The sequence below is a fragment of the Chromatium okenii genome (assembly GCF_002958735.1).
In the GTDB taxonomy this organism is placed as follows: domain Bacteria; phylum Pseudomonadota; class Gammaproteobacteria; order Chromatiales; family Chromatiaceae; genus Chromatium; species Chromatium okenii_A.
In genome coordinates, this window is record NZ_PPGH01000035.1 from 547,620 (window position 1) to 567,061 (window position 19,442).

Consider the following 19,442-nt stretch of genomic DNA (forward strand, 5'->3'; position numbering starts at 1 on the left):
TTATCCTATGGTGTAACCGTCGGCGCATCCTTAACTGGCACGTAATACAGCCACGCATCTTGATCGACTTTGAGGTCAATTAAACTGGCATTGATGACATCCAAATGGACATGAATTGGCGTCCCTGCTGGAATGATGATGCCGTAGCCAGCGGGAAAACTCATGTTCGTTGTGGTGATGTTAGAGCCGATGTAAGTACTGCCGGATGTGGCGCTGTAATCGAATAGCCCCGGTCCGGCGTATTTCATGCGAAAGATGCAGCCTTGCGCGTTGCCACCGTGACATTGATACATTTCGGTGCGGGTACTGACTTCCAAATCGGTATACAAATCAATGTCTGCTTGTTCGGCAACCACCACGCCGAGAATCGCTACCGCAGTGTCTGGAATCCACGTTCCGGCGCGATCAACGTGACAGGTTTGACCACGATGACACAGTCCAGTGGTGGCTTTGATGACTGCGGTTTGCAGCGGCTGAATGTCGGCAGCGTGACTGGTGACGACACCAGCGACACCGAGCGCCAGCGCCATCAATGAACGGACAGAAGCGGTAACTTGCGACATGGCGTGCATGAAAAATCCTAATTTTAAGCAATGAAATCAATCAGCAAGATTGAGGTTTGGGGTGTGACCGGCAGCGACATAAATCGCACGCTCTGCCACCGTCGTAGCGCGGTCAGCGACGCGCTCATAGTTATGCACGATCCACAGCAAATAAGTACCCACCAGCGCAAAACTGGCGTCTATTTGCATCTGATCCAGTACCCGTTTGACTAATGCAGCTTCATCGCGGTCAACCTGCGCTTCACGAATGACTGCCGCGCGCCGTAGTTTCATCGCTTAGAAATAAACGCTTCCAGTGCTGCTGCGAGCATCGTCATCGCGTTATCGGCAACATCGAGAATTGCTATAACTGGTTCTGGTGGTAACGGTACTTCACCAATTTTAAGCATGACGCTGGCGACATCTGCGCGTAATCGCCAATGCGTTCCAATTCCGAAACCAATTCCATACACGAACCGAGCGCCCGCAAATCTTCTCCCGCTGGTTTATACGCAGCAAGCGTCACTAAACACTGTTGTTCAAGTGCTCGGCGCTGTTGGTTAATTCGGCGTCAGCGGCAATGATCTGTGCTGCGAGAGCGAGATCATGTGTTTTAAGACAAATGACCGATTGCTGTAATGCGTGGATCACTCGCGTACCGAGATCGCCAATCGCGGACTGAAGCTGGGCACGCTTTTTTTGTACCAGATTGATGCTATCGGTCATTGGAATGTCCTCATTCACAAGGGTTAAAAAAGTCGAACACCGAGAATAAATAGATGACAATTTAACGCCGTTATTTTCTAAAAATTAGCAGTTATCAATCATTGATATTTTGACTGCGTAACGCCTAATAAAAACTGCCAATTGCTAGCCATTTTAACTGCGTCATTCTTACTATTTAATGTTGATCTGCATCAGTTATCTCGTAGCAAATAATAGCGCATATTGCATACTGATCGTTTAAGTTAACCATTTGGTTTCCGAAACGCTCTCCGGTAAACTGCTGCGCATTCGCCATACTGGAATAATGATAATGTCATCTTTAGCGATTATCGGTGGTTCAGGTTTTTCAAAACTTTCCGCTCTCGTGGTGCAAGACGCTTATTCTGTGGAAACACCATACGGCGCTACTTCTGCTCCAGTCACTCGCGGCACACTCAACGGACACGAATATTTTTTCTTCCGCGTCACGGTGCTGGGCATCATTTACCACCGCATCTTGTTAACTATCGCGCCAATTTATGGGCGCTGCGCAAGTGTGGTGCGAAGCGCGTGGTGGATTGCGGCAGTCGGTGGGATTACGCCGCGTTTTGCGCCAGCGTGTTGGCAATTCCTGATCAATTATTGATTATACCCACGGCCGTGAGCATACCCTTTACGATGGTACGAGCGACGGTGTTGAGCATGTTGATATGACTCGCCGTACTGTGAAGAACTGCGTGGTACTGCTTAATGCCTGCACCCGCGCTAAACAGCCCGTTGTTTCAGGTGGAACTTATGGCGCAACACAGGGTCCGCGTTTAGAAACTGCAGCGGAGATTCGACGTTGTGAACGCGACAGGTGCGATCTGGTGGTATGACCGGAATGCCGGAAGCGAGTTTGGCGCGAGAGTTGGGGCTGTGTTATGCCAGTTTCGCATTTGTGGTGAATTGGGCCGCTGGCAAAACTGACGGCATCATTACGATGCAAAACATTGAGGATAATGTTGCAGTTTGCGCGGAGCGCGTCATGGCAGTGTTAACTGAACTAGCAACGTGTTAAAAAGCAACAGTTTTTAATTCATTTCATCTTTGAATAGAGGCACAAAAAATGGCTGACGCAGAAAAAACTAAAACCAAGGCAAAACCACGTTCAACATTTGGTTGGTTTCCGAAACTCATTCTATGGGGCGTCGTGATTACTTTCGGTTATTTGTATCTCAGCTCGCTCGACCAGCAAGACGGTGAACTGTCGGCATCTTTGCTGGCGAAGATCAATGAAATCAGCCCGATTCCGATCAGCGCATTGCCCGGCATGGGCGAAAAATCACCAGCAGCCGAATCTCGTACAGTCGCACCTGCGCCAGCAGCTGAAACTTTCAGTCACAAAACCGTAGAACCGACCAAACCTGCTGCTGCGCCAGCGCCAGTTGTTCATCCAGTGAATACTGCGGAATCCACTCCATCTACAAATACATCGGTAAATCAGGCAGCTGCGCCAGCTCAACCGGTCACACCAGCGGCAGTGCCAGCACCAGTCGCTGCTGCACCACAACCAGCTCCTGCGGCAATGACTCCGCCACCAGCACCGGTTGCTGCGCCCGCACCGCCAGCAACCACCGCGCAACAGGCAGCTCCAGCCCCAGCAAATCAAATGCCGCCAGCACCAGCAGCTCCAGCCTACAATTGGGAAGCAATGGCGCGGCATCAGGCAATGATGCAGGCGCAATACGCTGCGATGCAGCGCGAAGCAGATGCGCGGATGCGTGAATACTGGGAGCGGATGCAGTCAGCTCCTGCGCCAGCAAACGTTCCTTACGGTTATCCGGGCTATCCGGCGGGTTATTTGCCCGGCGCACCGAATCCACAACGTTAAACCAAGTCGTTGTTAGTGGACACGCGCTGTAGTGCGTGTCCCATTCGTTGTTGGATGATTGAAAGCCTTGCGCTTCATAAATAGAACCGTTAGCATTCCGCCACTTAAAGACAGCTTACGTTTTGATCTGCGCTGTTCATAAAGCCCCGTTAGGGGTTTTTTTATCTGGTTGAGCCGTAAGGTCTTGCCGTTCAAGGTTCGTAACTATTGACTAAAATCTGTGCTCTTCTCAGAAAACCTACCTTCAAACAATGGCAGGGACGGCGTAAACAGATTTTTGAGATTTTCATCGGTTTTTAGTAGCGGCGCGAAAGATTTCAATGCTTGCAAACGAATGTCAGGGTTGGCGCAAGTGCGCACTGTGACGCGGTAAAAGGTTGGGCCAATGGCCCAATTTTTGTTTCTGAAGGACGGATTATGCAGTCGGCTGACAGCAGTCTCACTATTCTGGCGCGGCGAGTTGTGGAACCAATGGGATTTGAACTCGTTGGCGTGGATTTTTTTCAACATGGTTCCAGCGCAACGCTACGGGTTTACATTGACCACGCACAAGGCATCACCTTGGATGATTGCAGTGCAGTGAGTCATCAATTGAGCGGCGTATTGGACGTTGAAGACCCGTTACCTGGTCATTACGATTTGGAAGTATCTTCTCCCGGAATTGATCGACCATTAGTTTTTCCTGAACATTTTGAACGCTTTGTTGGACAGCAGGTAAGAATTCGGCTGGCAGAAAAATTGGACGGTCGCCGCAAACTAGAAGGTCAATTGCGTGGTTATGCAGCGGGCGTGATTACCGTTGCAGAAGCGGATGGTCGGTTATGGGACATTGCGCTTCATCACCTTGAATCTGCGCGGTTAGTGGCAGATTTTCGTCTCCGCGCCGAACCGATACCTGCCGATAATTTGGATTGATGGGTCAAACGCTCAGAGTTGGATATAGATCGCATGAGTAAAGAGATTCTGCTGGTCGTTGAAGCCGTTTCCAATGAAAAGGACGTGCCCGCAACGGTGATCTTCGAGGCGATTGAAGCCGCGCTTGCCTCTGCGACCCGTAAAAAACACGGTGGCGATGTTGATGTGCGGGTTGCCATTGATCGCAAAACTGGTGAACACAGCACCTTTCGCCGCTGGGAAATTGTGCCTGATCCGGCGCAAGGTGTGCTCGATGCGCCAGCACGTCAGATGACGCAATCGGCTGCTGCCATTCTGGAGCCAATGCTCGGTCTCGGAGATTTCATTGAAGAAGAAATCGAATCCGTCTCATTTGGACGCATCGCTGCGCAAACCGCAAAACAGGTCATCGTGCAAAAGGTGCGCGATGCCGAACGTGCCAAGGTGGTCGCCAGCTTTACCGAGCGCAAAGGTCAATTGGTTACAGGCATTGTTAAAAAAGCTGAACGCGGTTCCATTTTGCTTGATCTCGGCAACAACGCCGAAGCCTTGATTCCCCGCGAGCATCTGATTCCGCGTGAATCAGTGCGTTCCGGTGATCGAATGCGCGGTTATCTGTACGAAGTGAATGCTGAAGCGAAAGGTCCGCAGCTGTTCGTGAGCCGTACTGCACCGGAATTGTTGATCGAACTGTTCAAACTGGAAGTGCCGGAAGTCGGCGAGGGCTTGATTCAGATTCTTGGCGCAGCGCGTGATCCCGGCTCGCGGGCAAAAATCGCAGTGCGCACGACTGATCCGCGCATTGATCCCGTTGGCGCCTGTGTCGGAATGCGCGGCGCACGAGTGCAAGCAGTTTCCAATGAACTCAACGGCGAGCGCGTAGACATCATTTTGTGGGATGACAACCCGGCGCAGTTTGTGATTAACGCCATGTCGCCAGCGGATGTTGTGTCGATTGTCATCGACGAAGACGCTCGCAGCATGGATGTTGCAGTCAAAGAGGAAAATCTCGCGCAGGCCATCGGTCGCTTCGGTCAAAACGTGCGACTTGCGACCCAGTTAAGCGGCTGGGAACTCAACGTCATGAATGAAAAGGACGCCGAGGCGAAAAGTGCGCAGGAAGCGCAACGCTTGGTGCAGAATTTTGTGACCCAGCTCAGTATCGACGAACATGTCGCCGCAGTGCTGGTTGAAGAAGGTTTTACGAGCGTGGACGAAGTAGCGTATGTGCCACTTGATGAGATGCAAGCAATTGACGAATTTGATGATGATACGATCAATATGCTGCGTGAACGCGCTAAAGATGCGCTATTAACCCGCGCTATTGCATCTGAAGAAGATGGCACTCCAGAAAGCAACGATGAACTCCGCTCACTTGATGATATGGATCAATCGCTTGCAGAAGCATTAGCGGCGCGAGGCGTCGTTACCCTAGAAGATCTCGCCGAACAGTCCGTTGACGAACTCATGGATATTGCAGGCATGGATGCGGAGCGGGCAGGCCGCTTGATTATGAAGGCTCGCGCACCCTGGTTTGCGGATGCCCCAGAGGAATAGAGGTTTAAAGATCAATCCATGAGTGAAGTCACGGTCAAGCAACTCGCGTTAACGGTCGGTATTCCGGTCGAGCGACTCCTAACCCAATTAAGTGAAGCCGGCATTAGCGCCAATGGCGCTGATGCAACGTTGACTGAGCAGGAAAAGCTGAAACTTCTCAGCTACCTGCGACGCAGTCACGGCAAAGATGATGATGACAGTGGCGCTGCGCCCAGTCAGGTCACGATTAAACGTAAGTCAGTCAGCGAACTGCGCCAAACTCCAGCCGCCGCACCGCGCAGCACTGCCGGAGTGCGACCTGCGCCACCGGCGCGTGGCGGTAAAACCGTCAGTGTCGAAGTGCGACGTAAACGCACCTATGTCAAGCGCGAAGGTGATGCCACGTCGCAGCCAGCCGCTGCGACACCCACTGCACCACCATCAACCCGCCGCCAAGTTGAACGGCCGCCGCGTCGTGAACGTGCACCTGCTGCGCCGGTGTATGACGAAGTGCGTCGCCGGACGGAATTGCAGGCGTTACGCGCCGAACAGGAAGCACGTCGTCTCGCCGATCAAGAAGATGAAGAATTGCGTTCCCGCGAGGAGGCAGTGCGTCGTCGTGTCACTGATGAAGCACGAAAAATAGAAGACGAAGCTCGCCGTCAAGCTGAAGAAGCAGCGCGAATTGAAGCTGAACGGTTGGCAGTGATTGCGCAAGCCGAGGCTGAAGCCGCTGCCGCTCAACAGGCGTTAATTGACGCTGCGACTCCTGCTATTGCTGACGAACCGGTAGAAACGCTAGCGGTTGAGATCATTCCGCCAGTGGTTGCACCTAGACCGAAAACGCCATCGACTGCGCCAGCACGTCGTCCTCCTGCCGCTGGCGCTCCAGCAGGCGCTACGCCAGCCCGTCGCGCCGAAGCAGCGAAACCTGCGAAAAAGGGCGTGAAAAAGACGGCGGAAGTAGAGGAAAAAGAAAAGGATCGCGCTGCGAAAAAGGCTCCGCGTAAAGACTCAATTCGCGTGCGTGAGCTGATTGTGACTCCTCGCGCTGCCGATTATGAAGAAGTTGAATCTGGCGTTGGCAACAATCGCGGACTGCGTCGTCGCAAAAAGACTAAGCCGGAACTTCAGGATAAGCATGTTTTCCAGAAGCCTACTGCGCCAGTGGTGCGCGAGGTGGAGATTCCAGAACTGATTTCGGTCGGTGAATTGGCCAATCGAATGTCGATCAAGGTGTCGGTGGTCATCAAAGAACTGTTTAAGCAGGGCATGATGGTCACGATCAATCAGGCTTTGGATCGAGATACGGCCACGTTGGTAGTTGAAGAACTTGGTCACACGGCAGTACTCACTGACCTGCGCGATGCTGAAGGCACCTTGTTAGACGAAGTGCAAGAACAGGAAGATCAAGCCGAGGCTGTGCCGCGTCCGCCAGTGGTTACGATCATGGGTCACGTTGATCACGGCAAAACGTCACTGCTGGATTACATTCGCCGCACTCGCGTTGCTTCCGGTGAAGCTGGCGGGATCACGCAACACATCGGCGCATATCACGTCGAAACGGCGAAGGGCACGGTGTCGTTTTTGGATACGCCCGGTCACGCAGCGTTTTCGGCGATGCGGGCGCGTGGTGCGAAAGTCACGGACATCGTGATTTTAGTGGTCGCTGCCGACGATGGCGTGATGCCGCAGACGATTGAAGCCATTCAACACGCCCACGCAGCCAAAGCGCCGTTGATCGTCGCGCTCAACAAGATGGACAAGCCGAACGTCAATCCTGACAAGGTGATGCAGGAACTCAGTCAGCACAATGTGTTGGTCGAGGAATGGGGCGGCGATACGATGCTGGTGCGGGTGTCAGCGAAAAGTGGCTTGGGCATTGATGATCTGCTCGATGCGATTTTGTTGCAGGCCGAAGTGCTTGAATTAAAAGCACCAGTCGCAGGTCCAGCGCGGGGTGCCATTGTCGAATCCAGTTTGGACAAAGGACGCGGTCCAGTGGCGACGGTGTTGGTGCAAACCGGTACGTTGCGGCGCGGTGACATCATCGTCAGTGGCGGCGAATACGGGCGCGTTCGTGCCATGTTCAATGAAGCTGGCGCTCCGGTGGAATCTGCGGGTCCGTCAATTCCAGTGCAGGTGCTTGGTTTGTCCGGTGCGCCCAAAGCTGGCGATGACGTGATGACCGTCAGCGACGAGCGTCGAGCGCGTGAAGTAGCGGAATTCCGCTCGGCACGGTCGCGGCAAAATCGTTTTGATGAGCAGCGCGGCGTCAGTCTGGATCAACTGTTTTCGCAGCTCAAAGACGGCGAACAAAAAAGCGTCAATCTCATTTTGAAAGCGGACGTGCAAGGCAGTTTGGAGGCGTTGAAAGACAGCCTGCTCAAGCTGGCGAATGATGAAGTGAAGCTGTCGATCGTCGCTTCTGGCGTAGGTGGTCTCACCGAATCCGATGCCAATCTTGCCGTGACCTCCAGCGCAATTTTACTGGGTTTCAATGTTCGCGCCGATGCAGCTGCGCGGCGCGTGATTGAGGAAAAAGGTCTCGATCTGCGTTACTACAGCATCATTTATGAATTGATTGATGACGTGAAAAAGGCAATTTCGGGCTTGCTCAGTCCGATTGTCACCGAGGACATCATCGGGCTGGCGCAGGTGCGTGATGTATTCCGTTCTTCAAAATACGGCGCGATTGCGGGCTGTTTGGTGACGGAAGGCGCGATTCGCCGCAACAGTCCGATTCGTGTATTACGCAACAATGTCGTGATTTATGAGGGCGTGTTGGAATCGCTGCGGCGTCTCAAAGACGATGTCGGCGAAGTCAAAGCTGGCATTGAATGCGGCATTGGCGTCAAGAATTACAACGATGTGCAGCCCGGCGATCAAATTGAAGTGTTTGAGCGCACTGAACGGGCGCGGGTGCTGTAGGCGTGAAGGCGTTTTCCCGCACTGATCGGATTGGAACGGAATTGCGCCGCGAGTTGGCGCAATTGCTGCGCGATCAAGTCCGCGATCCGCGTCTCGCCAATATCACGGTACACGAGGTGCGGGTGACGCGAGATTTGGCGCACGCCAAAGTCTTTTTCACCTGCTTTCCTAGTGCTGAACCTGTGGAAAAATCCCCCCCCGCCCCCCTTTTTCAAAGGGGGGAGAAAGAGAAGCCCCCCTTAGAAAAAGGGGGGTTGGGGGGATTTAATGCACAAGCACAAGAACGTCTCCTCAACGGTCGCTTGGCGGGTTTTCTCCGCCACGCGCTGGCGCAAACGGTGCAACTGCGCACCATCCCGCAACTGCATTTTGTCTTTGATACGTCGATTGGTTACGGCGAACGACTGTCGGTGTTGATCGACCAAGCAGTTGCCACCGAATCTACCGAGCAGGAGTGATTTAGGAATGGGTCGCCGCCGCAATTCAGGTCGGAATATCACCGGCATTCTGCTGCTTGACAAACCTCTGCATCTCAGCTCGAACGATGCGCTGCAACGGGTCAAGCGGATTTATCGCGCCGCCAAAGCCGGTCACACCGGCAGTCTTGATCCGCTGGCGACGGGTTTGTTGCCGTGCTGTTTGGGCGATGCCACCAAGTTTTCCGCGTTTTTGTTGGATGCCGATAAGTGGTATCGGGTGCGGGTGCGGCTGGGTGTGACCACGACGACGGCTGATGCCGAAGGCGAAATCGTGGCGACGCTGCCGGTGGAAAACGTTGACGCAGCGCGGATTGAAACGGTGCTGCGCGGATTTCGCGGCAGCATTCAGCAGATGCCGCCGATGCACTCCGCGCTCAAACACAACGGGCAGCGGCTGTACAAACTGGCGCGGCAAGGCATTGAAGTTGAACGTCAACCGCGTCCGATTGAGATTTTTGCGTTGGAGCTTCTCAGCGTTGACTTGCCGGAAATTGAGCTGAATGTGCATTGTTCCAAAGGGACTTATGTCCGCACGTTGGCCGAGGATATTGGGCGCGAACTCGGTTGCGGCGGGCACGTCAGCCAACTGCGGCGCACCGGCGTGGGTCCGTATCTGGAAGCGGAAATGCCTTTTGTGACGCTGGATGAGATTGCAGCGATGGCAGATGACGAAACGCCGCAGCGATTGGATGCGTTGCTGCTTGCGCTGGATTCGGCGCTCGGACACTGGCCGGCGGTGAAATTATCTGCAAATTCAGCGTTTTATTTGGGTCAGGGTCAAGCGGTGGTCATTCCACAAGCGCCAACTTCGGGCTTGGTTCGGCTTTATGATCCATCGCAGAAGTTTATCGGCGTCGGAACTATTGCTGACGATGGCAAAGTACAGCCTAAACGCTTGATTTAATCCAATACAACAAGGATTGAAATGTCGTGCAAATAGAACTCTTGGAACAACAGATTGCAGAATTAGATGATGTTTCATTTTCCAAGCTGCGCGATTGGCTATTTGCATTTGATCAAGCGCGTTGGGATAAACAACTCGAAACTGATTCAAATAGTGGCAAACTTGATTTTCTTATCAATGCCGCATTGCTTGAATATGAAGCAGGAACGACGAGAGACCTTTGAAAAATAAAACAACTTCTGGTTTTTGGACTTGCTATGAACGCCTTCCAGCAGAAGTTCGTGAGTTAGCAGACAAGAATTTTCACTTGCTGCAAAAAAACACATCTCATCCATCATTACAGTTTAAAAAATGTGGCAAAGTTTGGTCTGTGCGCGTGAGTTCTCAATATCGGGCAATTGCTACCTCTATTGAAGGTGGTTTTCTGTGGGTATGGATTGGCACTCATGCAGAATATGAACGATTGCTGGCTTCTCAAAATTAAAATAAACAACACCCTCCAACCCTATTTCCCTGATGTCATTGTTGGGGAAATTGTATTGAATCATTTGATTAAATACGGGTTTTTACCACTCTCATTTATGGAGAATTGCAATGACAATGACCGCAGCAGATAAGAAAAAAGTCGTCGATGAATATGCGCGTGGCGCTGGCGATACGGGTTCCCCGGAAGTGCAGGTTGCATTATTGACCGCTCGCATTTTGCAATTGACCGGGCATTTCAAAGAACACAAACATGACCATCATTCGCGGCGTGGTTTGGTACACATGGTGAATGCTCGCCGTAAATTGCTCGATTACCTCAAGCGCAAAGACATCGACCGTTACCGCAATTTGATTGCACGTTTGGGTCTGCGTCGCTGATCTGATTCGAGACCGGAGACCAGCGCGAGGGGCAAGGTGACACCTGGTTCGCCTTGCCCTTTTTTGCTTGTCCTTTGAATTTCTGTTTTATCTTGCTCCGAGGAGACATCGGTGATTCCCAGCCCCATCGTCAAAGAATTCCAGTTCGGCACCCACCGCGTCCGGCTCGAAACCGGCGAAATCGCCCGTCAAGCCGACGGCGCAGTCTTGGTCAACATGGATGACACCGTGGTTTTTGTGACGGTCGTCGTGGATAAACGCTCCAACGTTGAGCGCGATTTCTTGCCATTAACCGTTGATTATCAAGAAAAAACTTATGCCGCTGGGCGCATCCCCGGCGGCTTTTTTCGGCGTGAAGGGCGTCCCAGCGAAGGCGAAATCCTCACCGCTCGCTTGATTGATCGTCCGGTGCGCCCGCTGTTTGCGGAAGGGTTCTGCAAAGAAGTTCAGGTCATCGCCACCGTTAAATCGTTGAATCCGGCGGTGAATCCAGAAATTCCGGCGTTGATCGGCGCATCTGCGGCGCTGTCGATTGCGGGGCTGCCGTTTAACGGACCGATTGGTGCAGCGCGAGTCGGCTATAAAAACGGCGAGTACATTTTGAATCCCGCCATGATTGGATTGGGGCCGGATTCCGATCTTGATTTGATCGTTGCTGGCACGGATCAAGCCGTGTTGATGGTCGAATCGGAAGCGCGGGGTTTGTCGGAAGAAGTGATGCTGGGCGCGGTGCTGTTTGGGCATCAGCAGTTCCAGTGCGTGATTCAGGCAATCCGCGAACTCGCCGCCGAGGTGAATAAACCTGCGTTCGCGTGGACGCCACCGCCGCCGAATGCCGAACTCACCGCTGCCGTTGCTGCTGCCTGTGGTGAGCAAATCGCTGCTGCGTATCAAATCCGTGAAAAGCAGTTACGTTACAGTGCGTTAGATGTAGCGCGGGCTGGCGCAGTCGCTGCGTTGACTGGCGGTGAGGCGGCGCAGTGGTCGGAAATGCAGGTGAAAACGGCAATCGAACATCTCGAAAGCCAGACCGTGCGCGGCTCCATTCTCGCTGGCAATCCGCGCATCGACGGACGCGACCGCCACACGGTGCGCCCCATCGCCATTCGCACCAGCGTTCTGCCGCGCACGCACGGTTCGGCGCTGTTCACTCGCGGCGAAACCCAAGCGATGGTCATCACCACGCTCGGTACTGAACGCGATTCGCAGATCATTGACGCGCTGGACGGCGAACGCCGTGAGCATTTCATGCTGCATTACAACTTCCCACCGTTCTGCGTCGGCGAGATTGGGCGCGTTGGCAGCCCGAAACGCCGCGAAATCGGGCACGGTCGGCTGGCCAAACGCGGCATCTTGGCGGTCATGCCCAGCATCGAAGAGTTCCCGTATTCGGTGCGCGTGGTTTCGGAAATCACCGAATCCAACGGCTCCAGTTCGATGGCGAGCGTGTGCGGCACCAGTTTGGCGTTGATGGACGCGGGTGTGCCGATTAAAGCGCCGGTCGCGGGCGTGGCGATGGGTTTGATTAAGGAAGGCGCGGAGTTTGCCGTCCTGACCGACATCATGGGCGACGAGGATCATCTCGGCGATATGGATTTCAAGGTCGCCGGCACCGCTGACGGCATCAACGCGCTGCAAATGGACATCAAAATTGAAGGCATCACGCCGGAGATTATGGAGACCGCGCTGGCGCAGGCTAAAGCTGGGCGGCTGCACATTCTCGGCGAGATGAGCAAGGTCATCACCTCGCATCGCACCGAGATGTCAGAACACGCGCCGCGCATCATCGAGTTCAAAATTCACCCCGAAAAAATCCGCGATGTCATCGGCAAGGGCGGCGCAGTCATCCGCTCGATCACCGAGGAAACCGGCGCGACCATCGACATCAACGATGAAGGCGTGGTGAAGATTTTCTCGGTGGAGAAATCCGCTGGTGAAGAGGCGATGCGACGCATTCGTTTGATTACCGCTGATGTCGAAGTCGGCAAGATTTACGAAGGTAAAGTGGCACGACTGATGGATTTCGGCGCATTCGTGACGATTCTGCCGGGGCGCGATGGCTTGGTGCATATCTCGCAGATTTGCGAGGAGCGGGTGCAATCGGTCAGCGATAAGCTGAAAGAAGGCGATCAGGTGCGCGTGAAAGTATTGGAAGTGGACAAGCAGGGACGGATTCGCTTGAGCATGAAAGCCATTGAACTTGAATAGGTCATAATGCTAAGAAAACGCTGAATAATTCAGCGTTTTCTAATGAACTTAAAATTACATAAAATGAATAACATCACTGAATTTTCCCGCGTCGTTTGTATTAGCGGCGGCAGCTCTGGAATTGGCGCTGAATTAGTCGCACAATTTTTAGCCGCTGGCGATCAGGTTTACACCTGCGGACGCGATCCAGCGAAAATAGCGCAATTAGCCAACCGATGGGAAAAAGCCACTGCGAATGGTCAACTCATTACACAAATTGGTGATGTGACTGATGCAGATTTTCGTGCGCATTTCATCGCGACAATTGCCGAACAATCTGGGCGTTTAGATGTATTAGTGAACAACGCAGGCGTTATTCTCGCTTCTGGTGATTTAGAAGAAAGCATTGCCGACTGGCGCATGACTTTAGAAACCAATCTCATTGCACCATTTGCATTGATTCAAGCCAGCATTCAATTATTAGAAAAAAGCGCAGCGCCAGTGGTGATTAACCTGTCATCAGCCTGCGCACAACAGCCATTTAGCACCTGCACTTCAACCAGTTATTCAGTGAGTAAAGCTGGATTAGATATGCTTACGCAGCGTTTAGCACGGGCGCTGGGGCAACGCGGCATTCGTGTGAATGGCATAGCGCCGGGCGTGGTTAATTCTGAAATGTGGAATGGAGCGCAGGCATTAATGACAGAAACAGTTGCTCGCCGTCATGTCTTAAAACAGCACATTGTGACAGTGACTGATGTTGCCAATGCCGTGTTATTTATCGCTTCTGCGCAAGCACAATTAATTACTGGAGTGACACTTAATGTTGATGCTGGTTATACGCTGGGTTAAATTAAATTTGGTTTAATTGCGCATTCATCAACGCATTGCATCGCTCGCACTCCCGCGCTCAACGCCACGCCAGCACCGTGACGATCTAGTATTTTTTACGAATAATCCTGATAGAATCTAGCGCGGCGCACACCACTGCGTCCAAAGTCTTGTTTTTATAACTACACTGGAGGCTTAAAACGATGGCTGCAATTTTCTCTGCTGACTGGATGAATCAACTCAAGGATGCGTGGAACGCAGAACCCGAAGTTCGGGAGAAGCTCGCCGAGATCGGTTTTAACTCAGTGATTTACTGCGGTTTTAAAGACGAAGAAAACCCGCGTGGTCTGTTCGTGGTTGAAAATGGTGTCTGTGTTCGCGCTGGTGACTGGGTCGACAGCGATCCGCCAGCCAACTGGGACATGCGGGCTGATCTGAAAGATTGGCTCAAATGGGTGGAGAATGGCATCGGCATGATGGGCATGGGCACTGCGTTTGCGACCGGCAAGCTCAAATTTAAAGTCGGTGATTACAAAGCCATGTTGAAAGACCCGCGCATGGCCAATCCATTTGTTAAGAGTTTCGGTTTAATGCAGCAAATTGACACCGATGAATTGAAATAAACCGTTGATGGTATTTCGGTTTAATGAATGAAAAAGCCCGCAGCGATGCGGGCTTTTTTAATGCGTGATTTAAGGCGCAAGGCGGTCTATTTCCCAGCAATCAGGATTGGTTGAATTGCGGCGATAACAAAAACGGTCATGCAAACGACTGTCGCGTCCTTGCCAGAATTCAATACGTTCAGGAATGACGCGATAACCGCCCCAAAACTCCGGCAATGGCACTTCTCCCTGCGCAAATTTCTGAGCAATTTCAGCAACTTTTGCTTCTAAAATACTGCGCGACCGAATGACTTGACTTTGCGGTGATGACCACGCACCCAATTGGCTACCACGCGGTCGCGTTATAAAGTATTTCAGTGACTCCGCAGTAGAAATGCGTTCAGCACAACCATTGATTTGTACCTGCCGCGCCAGCGCCACCCACGGAAATAACAACGCCACCTGTGAATTCTGTTCAATCTCTGTGCTTTGCGGCTGTGGTAATTGGTAAAAAAACAAATCCCCGTGCATCATAGAGTTTTAATAATACAGTGCGCACTGATGGTTGATGCTGTGCATTCACGGTGCACAGCTCATTGCATTCGGTTCTGGTAATTCAGTATTGATTGCCAATTCATACCATTGCTGAAATTGTAAGATTGGATCGTTATTGAGTTCTGCTCGCGTCAAACCGTGCGCCATTAATTCATTTCGCACCTGTTCTGGATTGACATTCATTGCGTTATTTCCTGTGATTTTCAATTTCACTGCGCTAAACCAATTCATTGTCGTTGTAATAGCGCCAGCAATTCATTTAATGCGGTCGTCACTGCTTGATAACGCACTGCATCACGGTCGCCGTCATAGCAAAAATGACGGCTAATAATGTTTCCGTCGGGCAAGCCCCAGCCGATCCACACCGTGCCGACGGGTTTGGACGCTGTGCCGCCGCTGGGTCCGGCAATACCACTGATTGCAAGGGCAATTTCCGCCGAACTGTGCGCCAGTGCTCCAGCAACCATTGCCCGCACCACTGCTTCACTGACTGCGCCATGCGCTGCGAGCAGTGCCGGAGCAACGCCGAGCATGTCCTGTTTAGCTGCGTTGCTGTAGGTCACAAATCCGCGTTCAAACCATGCACTGCTGCCGGCGAGGTCGGTGATGATTTTCGCCACCCAGCCGCCGGTGCAGGATTCCGCCGTCACCAAGCGCCAGCCGCGTTGTTGTAATAATTCGCCGAGCTGGGCGGCGCAGCAGGCGGGATCATCAAAAGGCAGTTGCTTCATTGGGGAGTGGTTTATGGTGATTTTCGTTGGTCTACTAAATTGAGGCGCTGCGTTACCATTCAATCATCAAGTCATGCCGACTAAAACACAGGATAAATTGCACCATGCTTTTAATGATCGACAATTACGATTCCTTTACTTACAACCTCGTGCAGTATTTCGGCGAGCTGGGCGCGGCGGTGCGCGTGGTGCGCAATGATGAAATGACGGTGGAACAGGTGGCGGCGCTGCAACCAGAGCGAATCGTGATTTCGCCCGGTCCGTGCACTCCAAACGAGGCAGGAATTTCGGTGGCGCTGATTCAGGCAATGGCGGGGCGTGTACCGATTTTAGGTGTCTGTCTCGGTCATCAAGCGATCGGTCAAGCGTTCGGTGGCGTAATCATTAAAGCGCCGACCGTGATGCACGGCAAAACTTCGCAAGTGCATCACCGCAATTGCGGCGTGTTTCATGGATTAAAAAGTCCTTTTGAAGCAACCCGTTATCATTCGCTCGTTATCGAACAAGCCAGTCTGCCGGATTGTCTCGAAGTGACTGCATGGACGCAGACTCAAGACGGCGAGCGCGAGGCCATCATGGGTGTGCGACATCGAACGCTGCCGATTCAAGGCGTGCAATTTCATCCCGAATCTATCCTGACCGAGCACGGTCACGACCTGCTGCTTAATTTCATCATGGGAGCGACCGATGAACATTAAAGATGCCATTGCCCGCTGTTTGGAGCGCCAAGACCTCGCGAAGACGACATGAGTGCCGTCATGCGGGCAGTGATGACCGGCGGCGCGACCTCGGCGCAAATCGCTGGTTTTTTAATTGCGCTGCGCATGAAAGGCGAAACCGTCACTGAAATCACCGCCGCAGCCAGCGTCATGCGCGAATTGGCGACCGGTGTTGATCTCACTGGGCTGGCGCACACGTGGACATCGTCGGCACTGGCGGCGATGCGTCCGGCACTTTCAACGTCTCCACCGCCAGCATGTTCGTGGCTGCAGCAGCGGGTTGTCTGGTTGCAAAACATGGAAATCGTTCAGTTTCTAGCAAATCCGGTGCGGCGGATGTGTTGGAAATTGCGGCGTTAATTTGGCTTAACGCCCGCGCAGGTGGTGCGCTGCGTCCGTGAAATCGGCGTTGGTTTTATGTTCGCGCCCGGTCATCACGGCGCGATGAAACACGCCATCGGACCACGCCGCGAGCTGGGTGTACGCACCATTTTCAACGTGTTAGGTCCGCTCACCAATCCGGCGCGAGTGCCGAATCAGGTGCTCGGCGTGTTCAGTGCGGCGTTATTAGAACCGCTGGCGCTGGTGTTGCAACGCCTCGGCAGTCGGCATGTGCTGGTCGTCCACGCCCGCGACGGTTTGGATGAAATCAGCATTGCCGCGCCCACCGACATCGCCGAATTGAAAGACGGCGTGATTCATCGCTACAGCATCCAGCCGGAAGATTTCGGTCTGACTCGCGCCAATCTCGCCGACATTCGCGTCAACGATCCAGCGGAAAGTTTGGAAATGTTGCGCGGCGTACTTGCTGGTCAACCCGGCGCAGCGCGTGACATCGTGCAACTCAACGCGGGCGCGGCGATTTACGCAGCGGGCTGCGCTGACAGCCTCGCCGCAGGCATTGCGCTGGCGGAAACTGCGCTCACCAACGGCGCAGCAGCGCAGCGTTTTGAACAATTGATCGCGCTCACCGCCAGCTTTGCTGCCAACTGACCACTGAAAACTGCCAATAACTCAAATGACTGATACACCTGATATTTTGAAAAAAATCCTGCGCCGCAAAGTGGACGAAATCCGCGATCGCGTCGCGCAGATGCCGCTGACGGAACTGCAAGCACGAGTCGCAGACGCTGATCCGCCACGCGGTTTTGCTGATGCGCTGGCGGCGAAAATTGCTGCCGGTCAATCGGCAGTCATCGCCGAAATCAAAAAAGCCAGCCCCAGCAAAGGCGTGATTCGTGCTGATTTTCATCCCGCTGCCATTGCTGCCAGTTATGCGCAAGCTGGCGCAGCTGTTTATCGGTATTAACTGATATTGATTTTTTTCAAGGCAGCGATGCGTATTTGCAAGCAGCGCGAGCAGCCTGCGCATTACCGGTCATTCGCAAAGATTTCATTATTGATCCGTATCAGGTTTATGAAGCGCGGGTGCTGGGTGCGGATTGCATTTTGTTAATTGCGGCTGGGCTTGATGATGCGCGATTAACAGAATTAAACGCGCTGGCGCAGAATTGAACATGGACGTATTAGTTGAAGTGCATGATGCAGCGGAATTGGCGCGAGCATTAGCGATTCCCGGACGGTTAATTGGAATTAACAACCGCGATTTGCGCACCTTTGAAATGAATCTGAACACGACATTGGAATTACGCGCAGCCATTCCGCGGAACGCTGCTGGTGACGGAAAGCGGAATTCTATTGCCGGAAGATGTTGCATTAATGCGAGCGCACGGCGTGAATGCGTTTTTAGTCGGTGAAGCCTTTATGCGAGCTGCTGATCCAGGCGCAGCATTGGCGGCACTGTTTTGAATTGGCGATGATCACTTATGATGAAGCCAAGCGCATCGCCAATCTAAAAAAGCACGGTCTTGATTTTGTTGGCTGTGAAACGATCTTCGATGAATTCATGTTAGTTTTTAAAGATGATCGTGAAGCCTATGGTGAAGAACGTTATCTTGCTTTAGGTCTCAAGTCAGGGCGTGTTGTTGCAGTGGTTTATACCGAACGCAACGATAACATTCGTATTATTTCCCTTCGTAAGGCAACCAGCAATGAACACAAACGCTATTTTGAAGCACGCGGAGACTGATTTAACCATTGGGAACGCATTGACGCGATGAGCGACGCTGAGATTGATCAATCTGATCATCCTGAATGGACAGATGCAGAGTTTTCTAAAGCGCAGCGACGAGAGCCAAATCGCTTTCCAATCAAGGAAAAAGTCACGATTGATTACAGTCCTGAAGTGTTGGCTGCATTTCGTTCAACGGGGCATGATTGGCAGACGCGCATGGATGAGGCGTTAAAAGATTGGCTCAAAACGCATTCGCCAGCCTGACAGCGCCATCTGCCGTTGCTTGTCAGTTTTCTCACATTCCGCACGAATTCATCCCGCAACCAGCACTGGCGCAATCCCCCTGCGCCAGCGCCGTAACTCTTTATTTTTTAATGGATTACGGCATTCACAAAACGCAGCGTTAACGCTTGGCACTTGGTTTGCTTTTGCTCATGACATCGCAATTATTCAGCCCTGTTGCATCGGGGAAGACACACGAGCATCGCCATCATGTTGTCCGCCATCACCAGTCTTTTCATTCTCGGCCTTACTCTCGGCGGATTGCTCGGCCTCGCCGCTCGCTATCTAAAAGTCGAGGGCAATCCTTTGACCGAGCAGCTCGCTGCCTTATTGCCCGGCTCGCAATGCGGACAATGCGGTTATCCCGGCTGCGGCCCGCAGCAGAGGCGATTGCTTCCGGTGCAGCGCGAGTCACCATTTGTCGCCCCGGCGGTCGCGCGTCGCAGAAGATTTAGCGGCAGTGTTGGGCGTGTCGGTGGATATGGCGGGTGTCGAAGAGAAACCGCCGTTGATCGCTCACATTCACGAACAGCTCTGCATCGGCTGCACCAAATGCTTCAAACGCTGCCCCACCGACGCAATTATGGGCGCTAACAATATGATTCATAGCGTGTTTGCGGATGCCTGCATCGGTTGCGAAAAGTGTTTTGAGGCTTGCCCCACCGAATGTATCGAAATGCGCCACTGACGGCGACGCTGCAAACTTGGTATTGGCCCAAACCTTGGCACTGAT

26 protein-coding genes and 3 pseudogenes are annotated in these 19,442 nt (G+C 52.8%); 22 read left to right on the forward strand and 7 right to left on the reverse strand.

Annotated elements, in window-relative coordinates; all coding sequences use genetic code 11:
- Window positions 1-5: 5 nt before the first annotated feature.
- Genes CXB77_RS10910 through CXB77_RS21885 form a run of 4 tightly spaced genes read right to left on the reverse strand, consistent with a single transcriptional unit; the run spans window position 6 to window position 1,268 of the window.
- On the reverse strand, window positions 6-563 hold the full coding sequence (locus CXB77_RS10910; RefSeq protein ID WP_197711038.1) for a hypothetical protein: 558 nt from the start codon (window positions 561-563) through the stop codon (window positions 6-8).
- Between the two features lie 36 nt (window positions 564-599).
- Window positions 600-836: a PhoU domain-containing protein gene (locus tag CXB77_RS21870; RefSeq protein WP_242445634.1), complete on the reverse strand. Its 237-nt coding sequence runs from the start codon at window positions 834-836 to the stop codon at window positions 600-602.
- Window positions 833-1,015: a hypothetical protein gene (locus CXB77_RS21875; protein WP_242445669.1), complete on the reverse strand. Its 183-nt coding sequence runs from the start codon at window positions 1,013-1,015 to the stop codon at window positions 833-835. Before CXB77_RS21875 ends, CXB77_RS21870 begins: the two co-directional genes overlap by 4 nt.
- Before the next feature lie 52 nt (window positions 1,016-1,067).
- A complete protein-coding gene (locus CXB77_RS21885; RefSeq protein ID WP_242445635.1) occupies window positions 1,068-1,268 on the reverse strand; it encodes a hypothetical protein in 201 nt (66 codons plus the stop codon).
- A gap of 310 nt (window positions 1,269-1,578) precedes the next feature.
- Between CXB77_RS21885 and CXB77_RS23835 the strand changes: the two genes are divergently transcribed.
- The 15 genes from CXB77_RS23835 to CXB77_RS10980 all read left to right on the forward strand — a co-directional run bounded on the left by CXB77_RS23835 (window position 1,579) and on the right by CXB77_RS10980 (window position 14,369).
- Complete coding sequence (locus CXB77_RS23835; RefSeq protein WP_347338106.1) at window positions 1,579-1,893, forward strand: hypothetical protein; 315 nt, start codon at window positions 1,579-1,581, stop codon at window positions 1,891-1,893.
- Window positions 1,894-1,957: 64 nt separating this feature from the next.
- Window positions 1,958-2,125: a hypothetical protein gene (locus tag CXB77_RS23840; protein ID WP_347338107.1), complete on the forward strand. Its 168-nt coding sequence runs from the start codon at window positions 1,958-1,960 to the stop codon at window positions 2,123-2,125.
- Complete coding sequence (locus tag CXB77_RS23845; RefSeq protein ID WP_347338108.1) at window positions 2,122-2,307, forward strand: hypothetical protein; 186 nt, start codon at window positions 2,122-2,124, stop codon at window positions 2,305-2,307. The genes CXB77_RS23840 and CXB77_RS23845 overlap by 4 nt, the downstream gene beginning before the upstream one ends.
- 48 nt (window positions 2,308-2,355) lie before the next feature.
- Window positions 2,356-3,120 carry a hypothetical protein gene (locus CXB77_RS19730; RefSeq protein ID WP_172452636.1) on the forward strand — a complete coding sequence of 255 codons (765 nt, stop codon included), beginning with the start codon at window positions 2,356-2,358 and terminating at the stop codon, window positions 3,118-3,120.
- Between the two features lie 417 nt (window positions 3,121-3,537).
- Window positions 3,538-4,035, forward strand: a complete 498-nt coding sequence (gene rimP, locus CXB77_RS10930; RefSeq protein ID WP_105074053.1) for a ribosome maturation factor RimP — start codon at window positions 3,538-3,540, stop codon at window positions 4,033-4,035.
- A 33-nt stretch (window positions 4,036-4,068) separates the two neighbouring features.
- The gene (gene nusA / locus CXB77_RS10935; protein WP_105074054.1) at window positions 4,069-5,571 is read left to right on the forward strand and encodes a transcription termination factor NusA; all 1,503 of its coding nucleotides are present in this window, start codon (window positions 4,069-4,071) and stop codon (window positions 5,569-5,571) included.
- An 18-nt stretch (window positions 5,572-5,589) separates the two neighbouring features.
- A complete protein-coding gene (gene infB, locus CXB77_RS10940; protein WP_105073901.1) occupies window positions 5,590-8,481 on the forward strand; it encodes a translation initiation factor IF-2 in 2,892 nt (963 codons plus the stop codon).
- A 2-nt stretch (window positions 8,482-8,483) separates the two neighbouring features.
- Window positions 8,484-8,939: a ribosome-binding factor A gene (locus CXB77_RS10945; protein WP_105073902.1), complete on the forward strand. Its 456-nt coding sequence runs from the start codon at window positions 8,484-8,486 to the stop codon at window positions 8,937-8,939.
- A 7-nt stretch (window positions 8,940-8,946) separates the two neighbouring features.
- On the forward strand, window positions 8,947-9,864 hold the full coding sequence (gene truB, locus CXB77_RS10950; protein ID WP_105073903.1) for a tRNA pseudouridine(55) synthase TruB: 918 nt from the start codon (window positions 8,947-8,949) through the stop codon (window positions 9,862-9,864).
- 26 nt (window positions 9,865-9,890) lie between these two features.
- A complete protein-coding gene (locus CXB77_RS10955; protein ID WP_105073904.1) occupies window positions 9,891-10,088 on the forward strand; it encodes a hypothetical protein in 198 nt (65 codons plus the stop codon).
- Window positions 10,085-10,348 (forward strand): hypothetical protein, encoded by a 264-nt coding sequence (locus CXB77_RS10960; RefSeq protein ID WP_105073905.1) that lies wholly within the window; start codon window positions 10,085-10,087, stop codon window positions 10,346-10,348. Before CXB77_RS10955 ends, CXB77_RS10960 begins: the two co-directional genes overlap by 4 nt.
- 110 nt (window positions 10,349-10,458) lie before the next feature.
- On the forward strand, window positions 10,459-10,728 hold the full coding sequence (gene rpsO, locus CXB77_RS10965; RefSeq protein WP_105073906.1) for a 30S ribosomal protein S15: 270 nt from the start codon (window positions 10,459-10,461) through the stop codon (window positions 10,726-10,728).
- Window positions 10,729-10,839: 111 nt separating this feature from the next.
- Window positions 10,840-12,936, forward strand: coding sequence for a polyribonucleotide nucleotidyltransferase (gene pnp / locus CXB77_RS10970; protein WP_105073907.1), 2,097 nt, complete (start codon window positions 10,840-10,842; stop codon window positions 12,934-12,936).
- A 63-nt stretch (window positions 12,937-12,999) separates the two neighbouring features.
- Entirely contained in the window at window positions 13,000-13,767 is a 768-nt protein-coding gene (locus CXB77_RS10975) for an SDR family NAD(P)-dependent oxidoreductase (protein WP_105074055.1), read from the forward strand.
- A 182-nt stretch (window positions 13,768-13,949) separates the two neighbouring features.
- Entirely contained in the window at window positions 13,950-14,369 is a 420-nt protein-coding gene (locus tag CXB77_RS10980; protein ID WP_105073908.1) for an SCP2 sterol-binding domain-containing protein, read from the forward strand.
- Between the two features lie 69 nt (window positions 14,370-14,438).
- Here the strand turns inward: CXB77_RS10980 and pdxH are convergent, their stop codons facing one another.
- From pdxH to pncC, 3 genes are read right to left on the reverse strand one after another with little or no spacing between them, the layout of a single operon-like run.
- Window positions 14,439-14,882: a pyridoxamine 5'-phosphate oxidase gene (pdxH, locus tag CXB77_RS10985; RefSeq protein WP_347338109.1), complete on the reverse strand. Its 444-nt coding sequence runs from the start codon at window positions 14,880-14,882 to the stop codon at window positions 14,439-14,441.
- 45 nt (window positions 14,883-14,927) lie between these two features.
- Window positions 14,928-15,086, reverse strand: a complete 159-nt coding sequence (locus CXB77_RS23095) for a hypothetical protein (protein ID WP_277949390.1) — start codon at window positions 15,084-15,086, stop codon at window positions 14,928-14,930.
- A gap of 44 nt (window positions 15,087-15,130) precedes the next feature.
- Window positions 15,131-15,634, reverse strand: a complete 504-nt coding sequence (pncC, locus tag CXB77_RS10990; protein ID WP_105073909.1) for a nicotinamide-nucleotide amidase — start codon at window positions 15,632-15,634, stop codon at window positions 15,131-15,133.
- A gap of 104 nt (window positions 15,635-15,738) precedes the next feature.
- Between pncC and CXB77_RS10995 the strand changes: the two genes are divergently transcribed.
- From CXB77_RS10995 to CXB77_RS11020, 7 genes and pseudogenes are all read left to right on the forward strand, one after another.
- Window positions 15,739-16,332 carry an anthranilate synthase component II gene (locus CXB77_RS10995; protein WP_105073910.1) on the forward strand — a complete coding sequence of 198 codons (594 nt, stop codon included), beginning with the start codon at window positions 15,739-15,741 and terminating at the stop codon, window positions 16,330-16,332.
- A pseudogene (trpD, locus tag CXB77_RS11000) lies at window positions 16,322-17,346 on the forward strand (anthranilate phosphoribosyltransferase). Before CXB77_RS10995 ends, trpD begins: the two are co-directional and overlap by 11 nt.
- A 100-nt stretch (window positions 17,347-17,446) precedes the next feature.
- Window positions 17,447-18,162: pseudogene (gene trpC / locus CXB77_RS11005) on the forward strand (indole-3-glycerol phosphate synthase TrpC).
- A 7-nt stretch (window positions 18,163-18,169) separates the two neighbouring features.
- The gene (locus CXB77_RS11010) at window positions 18,170-18,442 is read left to right on the forward strand and encodes a BrnT family toxin (protein WP_105074056.1); all 273 of its coding nucleotides are present in this window, start codon (window positions 18,170-18,172) and stop codon (window positions 18,440-18,442) included.
- Between the two features lie 27 nt (window positions 18,443-18,469).
- Complete coding sequence (locus tag CXB77_RS11015) at window positions 18,470-18,691, forward strand: BrnA antitoxin family protein (RefSeq protein ID WP_105073911.1); 222 nt, start codon at window positions 18,470-18,472, stop codon at window positions 18,689-18,691.
- Window positions 18,664-18,834 carry a hypothetical protein gene (locus tag CXB77_RS19735; protein WP_172452637.1) on the forward strand — a complete coding sequence of 57 codons (171 nt, stop codon included), beginning with the start codon at window positions 18,664-18,666 and terminating at the stop codon, window positions 18,832-18,834. Before CXB77_RS11015 ends, CXB77_RS19735 begins: the two co-directional genes overlap by 28 nt.
- An 85-nt stretch (window positions 18,835-18,919) precedes the next feature.
- Window positions 18,920-19,441, forward strand: a pseudogene (locus tag CXB77_RS11020) (RnfABCDGE type electron transport complex subunit B).
- Window position 19,442 lies beyond the last annotated feature (1 nt).

Excerpts from the sequence above, each read along its gene's own strand:
- CXB77_RS10910 (WP_197711038.1), bottom strand. The coding sequence starts at position 563 with ATGTCGCAAGTTACCGCTTCTGTCCGTTCATTGATGGCGCTGGCGCTC.
- CXB77_RS21870 (WP_242445634.1), bottom strand. The coding sequence starts at position 836 with ATGAAACTACGGCGCGCGGCAGTCATTCGTGAAGCGCAGGTTGACCGC.
- CXB77_RS21885 (WP_242445635.1), bottom strand. The coding sequence starts at position 1,268 with ATGACCGATAGCATCAATCTGGTACAAAAAAAGCGTGCCCAGCTTCAG.
- CXB77_RS23835 (WP_347338106.1), top strand. The coding sequence starts at position 1,579 with ATGTCATCTTTAGCGATTATCGGTGGTTCAGGTTTTTCAAAACTTTCC.
- CXB77_RS23840 (WP_347338107.1), top strand. The coding sequence starts at position 1,958 with ATGACTCGCCGTACTGTGAAGAACTGCGTGGTACTGCTTAATGCCTGC.
- CXB77_RS23845 (WP_347338108.1), top strand. The coding sequence starts at position 2,122 with ATGACCGGAATGCCGGAAGCGAGTTTGGCGCGAGAGTTGGGGCTGTGT.
- CXB77_RS19730 (WP_172452636.1), top strand. The coding sequence starts at position 2,356 with ATGGCTGACGCAGAAAAAACTAAAACCAAGGCAAAACCACGTTCAACA.
- rimP (WP_105074053.1), top strand. The coding sequence starts at position 3,538 with ATGCAGTCGGCTGACAGCAGTCTCACTATTCTGGCGCGGCGAGTTGTG.
- nusA (WP_105074054.1), top strand. The coding sequence starts at position 4,069 with ATGAGTAAAGAGATTCTGCTGGTCGTTGAAGCCGTTTCCAATGAAAAG.
- infB (WP_105073901.1), top strand. The coding sequence starts at position 5,590 with ATGAGTGAAGTCACGGTCAAGCAACTCGCGTTAACGGTCGGTATTCCG.
- truB (WP_105073903.1), top strand. The coding sequence starts at position 8,947 with ATGGGTCGCCGCCGCAATTCAGGTCGGAATATCACCGGCATTCTGCTG.
- rpsO (WP_105073906.1), top strand. The coding sequence starts at position 10,459 with ATGACAATGACCGCAGCAGATAAGAAAAAAGTCGTCGATGAATATGCG.
- CXB77_RS10975 (WP_105074055.1), top strand. The coding sequence starts at position 13,000 with ATGAATAACATCACTGAATTTTCCCGCGTCGTTTGTATTAGCGGCGGC.
- CXB77_RS10980 (WP_105073908.1), top strand. The coding sequence starts at position 13,950 with ATGGCTGCAATTTTCTCTGCTGACTGGATGAATCAACTCAAGGATGCG.
- pdxH (WP_347338109.1), bottom strand. The coding sequence starts at position 14,882 with ATGATGCACGGGGATTTGTTTTTTTACCAATTACCACAGCCGCAAAGC.
- CXB77_RS23095 (WP_277949390.1), bottom strand. The coding sequence starts at position 15,086 with ATGAATGTCAATCCAGAACAGGTGCGAAATGAATTAATGGCGCACGGT.
- pncC (WP_105073909.1), bottom strand. The coding sequence starts at position 15,634 with ATGAAGCAACTGCCTTTTGATGATCCCGCCTGCTGCGCCGCCCAGCTC.
- CXB77_RS10995 (WP_105073910.1), top strand. The coding sequence starts at position 15,739 with ATGCTTTTAATGATCGACAATTACGATTCCTTTACTTACAACCTCGTG.
- CXB77_RS11010 (WP_105074056.1), top strand. The coding sequence starts at position 18,170 with ATGATCACTTATGATGAAGCCAAGCGCATCGCCAATCTAAAAAAGCAC.
- CXB77_RS11015 (WP_105073911.1), top strand. The coding sequence starts at position 18,470 with ATGAGCGACGCTGAGATTGATCAATCTGATCATCCTGAATGGACAGAT.